10 protein-coding genes and 1 tRNA gene are annotated in these 9,603 nt (G+C 69.1%); 4 read left to right on the top strand and 7 right to left on the bottom strand.

Annotation, left to right across the window (positions count from 1 at the left end):
- Positions 1–145 precede the first annotated feature (145 nt).
- On the top strand, positions 146–634 hold the full coding sequence (locus ABEA30_RS10745) for a VOC family protein (RefSeq protein ID WP_345582669.1): 489 nt from the start codon (positions 146–148) through the stop codon (positions 632–634).
- 95 nt (positions 635–729) lie between these two features.
- Here the strand turns inward: ABEA30_RS10745 and ABEA30_RS10750 are convergent.
- Positions 730–803, bottom strand: a tRNA-Pro gene (locus ABEA30_RS10750).
- 161 nt (positions 804–964) lie between these two features.
- On the opposite strand from ABEA30_RS10750, the gene sqr reads away from it, so the two are divergent.
- The 3 genes from sqr to ABEA30_RS10765 are packed head-to-tail and all read left to right on the top strand — an operon-like array spanning position 965 to position 3,226.
- Positions 965–2,251 (top strand): type III sulfide quinone reductase, selenoprotein subtype, encoded by a 1,287-nt coding sequence (gene sqr / locus ABEA30_RS10755; RefSeq protein WP_345582671.1) that lies wholly within the window; start codon positions 965–967, stop codon positions 2,249–2,251.
- Between the two features lie 11 nt (positions 2,252–2,262).
- Entirely contained in the window at positions 2,263–2,583 is a 321-nt protein-coding gene (locus ABEA30_RS10760) for a TusE/DsrC/DsvC family sulfur relay protein (protein WP_345582672.1), read from the top strand.
- A gap of 13 nt (positions 2,584–2,596) precedes the next feature.
- The gene (locus ABEA30_RS10765; RefSeq protein WP_345582674.1) at positions 2,597–3,226 is read left to right on the top strand and encodes a DsrE/DsrF/DrsH-like family protein; all 630 of its coding nucleotides are present in this window, start codon (positions 2,597–2,599) and stop codon (positions 3,224–3,226) included.
- Here the strand turns inward: ABEA30_RS10765 and ABEA30_RS10770 are convergent.
- The 6 genes from ABEA30_RS10770 to prcB form a co-directional block, all read right to left on the bottom strand.
- The gene (locus ABEA30_RS10770) at positions 3,208–4,959 is read right to left on the bottom strand and encodes a SulP family inorganic anion transporter (protein WP_345582676.1); all 1,752 of its coding nucleotides are present in this window, start codon (positions 4,957–4,959) and stop codon (positions 3,208–3,210) included. The two genes, ABEA30_RS10765 and ABEA30_RS10770, sit on opposite strands and share 19 nt — an antisense overlap.
- Positions 4,960–5,053: 94 nt before the next feature.
- On the bottom strand, positions 5,054–6,385 hold the full coding sequence (gene der, locus ABEA30_RS10775) for a ribosome biogenesis GTPase Der (protein WP_345582678.1): 1,332 nt from the start codon (positions 6,383–6,385) through the stop codon (positions 5,054–5,056).
- Between the two features lie 43 nt (positions 6,386–6,428).
- A complete protein-coding gene (cmk, locus tag ABEA30_RS10780) occupies positions 6,429–7,085 on the bottom strand; it encodes a (d)CMP kinase (RefSeq protein WP_345582680.1) in 657 nt (218 codons plus the stop codon).
- On the bottom strand, positions 7,085–8,158 hold the full coding sequence (locus ABEA30_RS10785; protein ID WP_386084522.1) for a prephenate dehydrogenase: 1,074 nt from the start codon (positions 8,156–8,158) through the stop codon (positions 7,085–7,087). Before ABEA30_RS10785 ends, cmk begins: the two co-directional genes overlap by 1 nt.
- A complete protein-coding gene (gene prcA / locus ABEA30_RS10790; RefSeq protein ID WP_345582683.1) occupies positions 8,151–8,807 on the bottom strand; it encodes a proteasome subunit alpha in 657 nt (218 codons plus the stop codon). The genes ABEA30_RS10785 and prcA overlap by 8 nt, the downstream gene beginning before the upstream one ends.
- Entirely contained in the window at positions 8,804–9,583 is a 780-nt protein-coding gene (prcB, locus tag ABEA30_RS10795) for a proteasome subunit beta (protein ID WP_345582685.1), read from the bottom strand. Before prcB ends, prcA begins: the two co-directional genes overlap by 4 nt.
- Positions 9,584–9,603 lie beyond the last annotated feature (20 nt).

Genomic DNA, 9,603 nt, shown 5'->3' on the forward strand with positions numbered 1-9,603 from the left:
TCTCGCGATGAAGAGTGGGCAGGCTTGCTGGGTACAGCACCCCACGTGACGTTGCCGGATCTGCCATGACCCCGCCAACCCTACCGAGGCGACCTGGCGCAAATCTTCAAGCGTCAGTCGTGTCGAGGCTCGTACGGTCAAGGGCATGGCAGCAGCACATGGCACACACACAGACCACGGCACGCCCAAGGGCGCGACCAGCATCACACCGTTCCTTGCGATCCCGAACGCACGTAAGGCCGTCGACTTCTATCGGGACACGTTCGGTGCTCGCGTCACCGACGTCACGGAGATGAGCGGGATGGTGGTGCACGCGGGGCTGGACTTCGGGCACGGCCAGCTCCAGATCGGTGAGCCGATGCCCGACTTCGATCTGGTCGCCCCACCGCCCGGAGAGGAAGACTGTTACTCACTGGGCCTGTACGTGCCCGATGTCGATGCGGTCGTCGCCGCAGCAGTGGCCGCCGGGGCGACGATCCGCGAGCCGATCGCCGACTTCGTCTCAGGTGACCGTTTCGCCAGCGTCAGAGACCCCTTCGGCGTCCGCTGGTCCATCATGACCCGGGTCGAAGACATCTCTCAGGAGGAGAGCGCCCGCCGGGTGGCTGAATGGGCCGCCTCCCAGGAGGCGTAGGGACAATCGCCGCTGTGGCCCAGGGCGGCCACGGACAAGGATCTCGGGTAAGACGAAGCCCTGGTGAGAAACCTGTTCTCACCAGGGCTTTTACGTCGGGCTGACAGGATTTGAACCTGCGACCCCTTGACCCCCAGTCAAGTGCGCTACCAAGCTGCGCTACAGCCCGCCCGCTGCCGTGTGGCAACTCGGATAGCTTAGCGCCTCTTCGCGAAGTGCGCACATCGAGGCCTCGTGGCCACGAACCTCATCGCAGCCGTCGCACGATTCCCCTGCGTGATATACGGGCGGGGGTATAGAATCGAGTCATTCCTACTCATGGAGGTCTCAATGAAGAGACTGCTCATCCTCGGTGGGGGCACCGCGGGCACCATGGCCGCCAACAAGCTGCGCGCCGCACACCCTCGCGAGGAACTCGCCATCACGGTGATCGACCGCGACGACGATCACCACTACCAACCCGGGTACCTGTTCCTGCCCTTCGGCAGCTACACCCGCGACAAGATCGTTCAGCCGCGCCGCCGGTACCTGCCTCACGACGTGGACCTCGTGCTCGGCGAGATCGACAGGGTCACCGTCGAGGACCAGAAGGTCCTGCTCACCGACGGCCGCGACATCGCCTGGGACGCGCTGATCATCGCCACCGGCGTCGAACCGCGACCCGACCTCACCCCCGGTGCCGACAGCCCTGACGTGCACCACTTCTACGACCTTCCGTCCGCCGTGGCGCTCCGCGACGCGATCAGGGCCTTCCGGGGCGGCAGGCTGGTGGTCCACCTCACCGACATGCCGATCAAGTGCCCGGTGGCGCCGCTGGAGTTCCTCTTCCTCGCCGACGGCTACTTCAGAGACCGCCGGACGCGGCACAAGGTGGACTTCACCTACGTCACGCCCCTCGACGGCGCATTCACCAAACCCGTCGCCTCACGGGAACTCGGCTCCATGTTCCGTGACCGTGACATCACCCTCGAGGCAGACTTCGCCGTCGAGCGCATCGACCCGGAGGCGAAGGAACTCGTCTCCTACGACGACCGCCGCATCCCCTACGACCTCCTGGTCTCGATCCCGCTCAATCTCGGGCCGCAGTACATCGCCAGGTCGGGCCTCGGCGACGAACTCAACCTGGTGCCGTGTGACCAGCACACCATGCGCGCCGACGCGCACCCGGACATCTTCGTCCTCGGCGACGGCGGCACGCTGCCCACGTCGAAGGCCGGCTCGGTGGCGCACTTCTCCCTGGACGTCTTCATGGCGAACTGGCCCCACTACCTGCGCGGGGAACCGCTCCCCCACTCATTCGACGGGCACGCGAACTGCTTCATCGAGACCGGACGGCGCAAGGGCATGCTGCTCGACTTCAACTACGGCACCCAGCCCTACACCGGCACGTTCCCCCTCCCAGTCGTGGGGCCAATGCGGCTGCTCGGCGAGTCGCGCGCCAACCACCTCGCCAAGCTCGCGTTCCGCTGGGTCTACTGGACGATGCTGCTCAAGGGACGGCCCCTGCCGTTCACCACCGACATGATGCTGCTCGGCAAGAACGTCGAAGGCGACTCCGCCGGGCTCACCCTCACACAATGGGCACGCCGCAGGCTGCCCCTGGTCACCTCGAAGTGAAGGAGACACCCATGCCACGCACGCGCATCGACGGAGGCCGCGTCATCGACGTCAACGACGAAGGCTTCCTCACCGACTACCAGCAATGGGACGACGACCTCGCCCGCACCCTCGCCGGGTACGCCGGCCTCGACGAGCTCACCGACGAGCACTGGAAGGTGCTGCGCTTCCTCCGCGACGACTACCCGGCGCGGCAGGAGACCGCCACCCTGCGCCGCACCGCGGTGGTCGGCGGCTTCGACATGAAGGAGCTGTTCCGGCTCTTCCCCGGCAAACCCGCCAAGAAGATGTCCTACATCGCCGGGCTGCCCAAGCCCAAGGGCTGCGTCTAGGGAAGGCATGGACATGACCGAGATCCTCGACCACCCGATCATCCCCGACTTCGGGCCCGCCAGGGCCCGCCCAACCAACGGCGCCGTGGCGACGGAGGGTAGGGCACGTCCGAAGCCCGCAGACTTCGCTGCACCCGCCGTCGGAACGGACGCCCCGAACCGGCCCAGGAAGATGTGCTTCATCGCCTCCAAGGGCAACCTCGACATGGCCTACCCGGCCCTCATCATGGCCAACGCCGCCCTGGGCGAAGGCATCGAGACGCACATCTTCTTCACCTTCTGGGGCTTCGACCTGGTCACCGAAGCCACGATGGACGACCTCAAGTTCACCATGCTCGGCAACACCGCGATGCACCTCCCCATGGCGCGCTCGCTGCCCCTGTGGGCCGGCATGGGCGCCATCCCCGGCATGACGCGCCTGTCGACCAGGATGATGAACAGGCAACTCGACGACCTGGAGATCCCGGGCGTGCGTGAGTTCCTCGACATCATCGTGGCCGCAGGCGGTCACCTCTGGGGCTGCAAGCTCAGCTTCGACATGAACGGCCTGGCCATGTCGGACCTGTACGAGGGGGTGGAGGACGTCATCTCCGCAGCCGACTTCATCGAGCTGAGCGAAGGGGGTCAGGTCATCTTCGTGTGAACGCCCGTGCGCAGCTCGTCGTCGATCCACGTCAGGGCCTCTGACAGTTCCTTGACGTGGTGCCGCTCCTCGGTGGCCCCCATCAGTACCGACGTGCGCCGCTGGCTGTTGTTCATCCCCTGGATCACGTAGATGATGCGACGGCGGCGCAGGCGCTTGAGCGCAGTGTCCAGCGCCACGGCACCCGAGGCGTCGAGGATGCGCATCTGGTGGCAGCGGATGATGACCGCGGCCACGTCGCCGCCGATGTCGTTGACCTCGTCGATGAACCGCTGGGCGTTGCCGTAGAACAGCGCACCGTCGACCCGGAAGACGGCGACGGCGTCACGCAGATGCCGCTGCTCCGGGCTCCAGTCGACGACGCCCTCGACGGTGGCCGTGGGCAGGTTCTGCCGTGCCACGACGGAGTAGGTGGCCATGTGCCGCAGGCTCATCACGCCCGCCATGAGGAGGCCGAGCAGCACGGCCGCCACGAGGTCCAGCAGGACGGTGGCGCCGAACGTCAACAGGAACGTGTTGCGGTCGGCCCTCGTCACGGTGAGCATCGTGCGTCCGAGGCGCAGGTTGATCATGCGGCCGGCGGTCACGAGCAGCACGCCACCCAACGCGGCCATCGGGACCGTGCCGACGATGGGGGCGAGCAGGAGCATCACCGCCAACAGCACCACCGAGTGCGTGACCGACGACAGCCGGGTCCGGGCCCCGGAGCGGACGTTGACGGCGGTGCGCGCGATGGCGCCCGTGGCGGGGAGGCCGCCGAAGAGTCCCGACGCGACGTTGGCCAGGCCCTGCCCCATCAGTTCGCGGTCTGGGTTCGAGGGGGTCAGGTCAGGCCGCATCCCGTCTGCCACCCGCGCCGACAGCAGCGACTCGAGCGCCGCCAGCGCCGCGATCGCCAGCGCCGGGCCGGCGAGGTCCTGGAGCATGCCGATGGTGAAGTCCGGGACCTGCGGTGAGGGTAGACCCGTCGGCAGAGCGCCGATGGTCTCCACGGTGATGGGCAGCAGTACCACCGCGACGGTCGCGACGACGATGGAGATCAGTGCCAGCGGCCAGCGGGGTACCAGCCTCAGGCCGATGACGTGCATTGCGACGACGGCCGCGGCGACCGCCAACGGCTGCCAGGCATGCCCCCAGTCGGCCTGCTGGATCGTCTGCCAGCCGGCCATCAGCGTCGATTCCGACTCACCCCGCGGGGCGTCGAGGATCAATGGCAACTGCTGCAGCGCGATGATCACGCCGATGCCCATCGTGAATCCCTCCACGACGGGGAAGGGGATCAGCTCGACCGACCTGCCGACGGCGGTGACGGCCATCGCCACGACGATGATGCCGGCCATGATCGCCAGCAGCGGGATCACGCCCAGGCCGTGCTTGGCGATGACGGGCAACAACACCACGGTCATGGCCCCGGTGGGGCCCGAGACCTGCAGGTGGGAGCCGCCGAAGATGGCAGCGACGATGCCCGCCACGATCGCGGTGACCAGGCCGGCCGCGGCCCCGGCACCGGACGCGACGCCGAAGCCGAGGGCGAGTGGCAGTGCGACGACGCCGACGGTGATCCCGGCGAGGAGGTCCTTCAGCCAGGACTGCCTCAGCCCGCCGTAGTCCGCCGGCCCCGGCCAGAGGTTCCTCAGGCTGATGATGTGTTCGCCCGCCAACGCTCGGTAGCGGCGTATCTGTTCCCTCGGCGTCAGGCGCTGAGGTTCGATCCGGAAGTCCCGGTTTCCCATGTGGTAATCGCCTCCAACGGCGAAGCGTACTCCTAGGGCCGGGACCCACGGCCCGCAGGTCCGACTGCGGGCCGCCGGCGCGCCGGGTCGACGCTCAGGCGCGGTCCTTGCGCTTCTCGCGGGCCCGGATCTGGACGTGCACCGGCGACCCCTCGAAACCGAAGTCCTCGCGCAGGCGGCGCTCGATGTAGCGGACGTAGGTGTCGTCCATCTTGCCGCTGGTGAACAGCGCGAACGTGGGCGGGCAGTTCTGCGCCTGGGTGCCGAACAGGATGCGGGGCTGCTTGCCGCTGCGCACCGGGTGCGGGTGGGCGGCGCTCAGCCTGCCGAGGAAAGCGTTGAGCTTGCCCGTCGAGATGCGGGTCTCCCAGCCGGCCGCCGCGGTCTCGATGGCCTTGCCGAGCTTGTCGACGTTGCGGCCGGTCAGTGCGGAGATGTTGACGGTGGGTGCCCACTTCCAGGCCTGCAGGTCGCGGTCGATCTCGCGATCCAGGTAGTAGCGGCGCTCCTCGTCCGTGAGGTCCCACTTGTTGAAGGCGATGACCAGCGCGCGCCCGGACTCCTCGATGTTGCTGAGGATCCGCAGGTCCTGGTCGGAGACGGGCTCCGAGGCGTCGACGACCATGATGCACACCTCGGCGCGTTCGATCGCGGCCTGGGTGCGCAGCGAGGCGTAGTACTCGTGGCCGGAGGCCTCCTTGACGCGCTTGCGGATGCCGGCGGTGTCGATGAGGCGGTAGACCTGCCCGCCGATCTCCACCAGTTCGTCGACCGGGTCGACGGTGGTGCCGGACACGTCGGAGACCACCACGCGCGTCTCGCCCGCCATCTTGTTCAGCAGTGAGGACTTGCCGACGTTGGGCTTGCCCACGATGGCGACGCGGCGCGGCCCGCCGACCTCCTCGTAGGTCTCCTTCGGCGCCTCCGGGATGGAGTTCAGGACGGCGTCGAGGAGGTCGCCCGAGCCACGCCCGTGGAGGGCCGAGACGGGGAACGGCTCCCCCAGGCCCAGGTTCCACATGGTGGCGGCCATCATCTCGTGGCGCTGGTCGTCGACCTTGTTGGCCGCCAGCACCACCGGCTTCTGCGAGCGGCGCAGCACGCGCACCACCGCCTCGTCCTCGTCGGTGGTGCCGACGGTGGCGTCCACGACGAACAGGACGGCATCGGCCAGCGAGATGGCGAGCTCCGCCTGCTCCGCGATGGCGGCCGCCATGCCCTGCGCATCCGACATCCAGCCACCGGTGTCGACGAGCACGAACTCGCGCCCGTTCCAGTTCGCGTCGTACGAGACGCGGTCCCTGGTCACGCCCGGCTGGTCCTGCACGACGGCTTCGCGTCGACCGAGGATACGGTTGACCAGGGTCGACTTGCCGACGTTGGGTCGGCCGACGACGGCCACGATGGGCTTGATGGTCTCGGTCACGGGAGCCTCCTGAGAAGAGTGGGCAGCGCCCCAGCCTACCGAATCAGGCGCGGGGTGCGAGCGCGATGATGGCGTCGACCACCTCATCGGGGGTCAGGAACGTCGAATCGATCACGGTGACGCCCTCCGCGGCCTCGGTGAAGTTCGACACGGTGGAGTCGTCGCGGTCGCGGCGCAGCACCTGGTCGGTGACCTCCGCGGCGGTGGCCCTGCCCTCGACCTCGGCCGCCCGGCGGGCCACCCGGGCGGAGGGATCCGCCACCAGCAGCACCCGCACGTCGGCATCGGGCGCCACGACGGTGGTGATGTCGCGGCCCTCGACGACGATGCGCCTGCCGTGGTCGGCGATGATGCCGCGCATCAACGCGGTGAGCAGGCGCCGGACCTCGAGGTTGGTGGCCACCGTCGAGACCGCCGCCGAGATGCGCGGCTCACGGATCTCCTCGGTGACGTCGTGGCCGTTGATGCTGAATGCGGGCGACTCCGGGGTGGTGTCGCACACCAGCGCGGCCTCCTCCACCAGCCGCGCCACGGCGTCGGCCCCGGCACCCTCCGGGTAGCGGCGCAGGTACTCGGTGGTGGCGGCGCGGTACATCGCTCCGGTGTCGAGGTAGCCCAGCCCCAGCCGCCGGGCGAGCAGCTTCGCGGTCGTGGACTTGCCGGACCCGCTCGGCCCGTCGATGGCGATCAGCAGAGACATCAGGCGCTCCCTCGGTTGGACGACCACGCACCCCAGCCGCGTTCCACCAGCGTGGCGCGCAGTTGCTCGGCCACCTCGCTCTCCACGGAGACCTGCAGGTAGCCGACCTCGCGCACCGGGTCGTGGGTGATCTCGAAGTCTTCCACGTTGAGGCCGACCTCGCCGATGTCGGTGAACAGGCGGCCCAACGCCCGCGGCTCGTCGGGGATCTCGACGGTGACCTTCAGCAGGTCCAGCGGGTCCTGGCCGTGCTTGCCCAGCAGGGAGTGGGCACCGGTGCGCCCGATGGCGAGGAAGTGCTCGAGTTCCTCGGGCCGGTCCAGCACGCTGATGAGGTGCGCGAGGTCCGTGGCGACCTCCTCCAGCTCGTGACGCACGGCGTCGGCGTTGGACACGATGATCTGGCGCCACAGTGCCGGGTCGGAGCCGGCGATGCGCGTGACGTCGCGGATGCCCTGGCCTGCCAGCCGCAGGTTGTCGGTGGGCACCTGGCGCAGGTGGCTGGCGGTGAGGATGCTCATCAGGTGCGGCACGTGGCTGACCTGTGCCACTGCCTCGTCGTGCAGGTCGACCGGCATGGTGACCACGCGCGCCCCGACGTCGGCAGCGAGCCGCTCGATGCGCGCCACGTCCTGGGGCCGGTTGCCGTCCTGAGGCGTGACGACCCAGGTGCGGTCCTTGAAGAGGTCGCCCGAGGCGGTCAGCGGGCCGGTGAACTGCGATCCGGCCATGGGGTGGGACCCGACGTAGCGGCGGTGTTCGGGGGCCAGCTGCACGACGGCCTCGAGGATGGGCGCCTTGACGGAGCCGACGTCGGTGATCACCGCGTCGGGGAACTTCTCGAGGGTCTCGGCCACCAGCGACGGGATGACCTCTGGCGGGGTGGCGACCACGACGATGTCGGGGTCGTCGGTGGCCTCGTCGGAGATGCGCCCGGCGCCGAGGCCCGCGGCCACCAGCGAATGCGCCGCGACGATGTCCCACAGGATCACGTCGTAGCCCGCGCGCGTCAGGGCCAGCCCGAGCGACGAACCCACCAGGCCGGCGCCCAGGATCAGGACGGACTCACCCACGCGACACCTCATCCGTGCCGACGCGGCGGAACGTGCGGCGCCGCTGCGTGCCGCGCTCCAGCACCGCGACCTCCAACTGCTCCGAGCGCAGCGCGTTGCCGGCCAGCGCGACGGCGTCGTGCAGCGACGCCCCGGCGTCGAACCCGCCCCGCACCACGTCGGCGATCCGCTCGGCGTCGCCGCCGATGACCGCGAGGTGCTGCTCGTCGGTGATCACGCCGTCGTAGCCGATCCGGTAGAGCACGTCGCCGGAGGGCTCCTCCCCCAGCTCGGCGACGATGAGTTCCACCTCATAGGGCTTCTCTCCGGCGGAGGCGAACGCGCCGCCCAGCAGTTGGGAGTAGGCGCCGGCAAGGCTGCGGCCGGTCACGTCGCGGCGGTCGTAGGAGTAGCCGCGCAGGTCTGCGTGCCGGATGCCGGCGATGCGCAGCGTCTCGAACTCGTTGTAGCGGCCGACGGCGGCGAACCCGATCCGGTCGTAGATCTCGGCGACCTTGTTCAGCGTCGTCGAGTGGTTCTCGGCGACCATCGCGATGCCGTCGGCGTAGCGGAGCACGACGACGGCTCTGCCCCGCGCGATGCCCTTGCGCGCGAACTCGGCGCGGTCGAGCATCTGCTGCTCGGGGCTGACGTAGAACGGCAGGCTCACAGCGCGTACCCCCTCGGGCCGTCGGGGCGGGTGGCCCGCGCCGCCACGATGGTGTGGGCCAGTTCCCGCACGCCCTCCTCGGACCACCGTGCGACGCCCTCGACCGAGGCGCGCATGACCAGCGGGAAGATGCCGCGCGTCAGGTCGAGGCCGGAGGTGGCGGAGTCGTCGTCGGCCGCGTCGTACAGCGACTGCAGCAGCGCCGCCACCGCGGAACGCTCGTCTGCCTCGGGGTCGTGGAGCTTCTTCAGCGCGCCCCGCGCGAACGCCGCGCCGGAGCCGACGGAGCAGTACTCGGCCTCCTCGTAGCGGCCGCCCGTCGCGTCGTAGGAGAACATCCGGCCCCGGTGTGCCCGTTCGTCCCACCCGACGAACAGCGGCAGCACCACCATGCCCTGCAGCGCCTGCGGCAGGTTGGCCCGCAACATGGAGCTCAGCCGGTTCGCCTTGCCGTCGAAGCTCAACGGGGTCCCCTCAACCTTCTCGAAGTGCTCCAGCTCCACCTGGAACAGGCGCACGAGCTCGACGGCGATCCCGGCCACCCCGGCGACGCCGATGATGGACCGGTCGTCGGCACCGAAGACCTTCTCGATGTCACGCATCGCGATGGCGGTGCCCATCGTGGCGCGCCGATCGCCGGCCATCACCACTCCGTCGCGATACCGGGCCGCCACGATCGTGGTGCCGTGCACTGCCGGCACCGACCCGTCGCGGGCCGCCGGAAGCGTTTCCGGCGCCACCTGCCTCAGGTACTCCATGAAGGAGGGACTGTCCATCATCACCCTTCTATAGTGGC

This window comes from Tessaracoccus lubricantis (genome assembly GCF_039544535.1).
Taxonomy (GTDB): domain Bacteria; phylum Actinomycetota; class Actinomycetes; order Propionibacteriales; family Propionibacteriaceae; genus Arachnia; species Arachnia lubricantis.

Excerpts from the sequence above, each read along its gene's own strand:
- prcB (WP_345582685.1), bottom strand. The coding sequence starts at position 9,583 with ATGGACAGTCCCTCCTTCATGGAGTACCTGAGGCAGGTGGCGCCGGAA.
- ABEA30_RS10745 (WP_345582669.1), top strand. The coding sequence starts at position 146 with ATGGCAGCAGCACATGGCACACACACAGACCACGGCACGCCCAAGGGC.
- sqr (WP_345582671.1), top strand. The coding sequence starts at position 965 with ATGAAGAGACTGCTCATCCTCGGTGGGGGCACCGCGGGCACCATGGCC.
- ABEA30_RS10765 (WP_345582674.1), top strand. The coding sequence starts at position 2,597 with ATGACCGAGATCCTCGACCACCCGATCATCCCCGACTTCGGGCCCGCC.
- cmk (WP_345582680.1), bottom strand. The coding sequence starts at position 7,085 with ATGTCTCTGCTGATCGCCATCGACGGGCCGAGCGGGTCCGGCAAGTCC.
- ABEA30_RS10770 (WP_345582676.1), bottom strand. The coding sequence starts at position 4,959 with ATGGGAAACCGGGACTTCCGGATCGAACCTCAGCGCCTGACGCCGAGG.
- ABEA30_RS10760 (WP_345582672.1), top strand. The coding sequence starts at position 2,263 with ATGCCACGCACGCGCATCGACGGAGGCCGCGTCATCGACGTCAACGAC.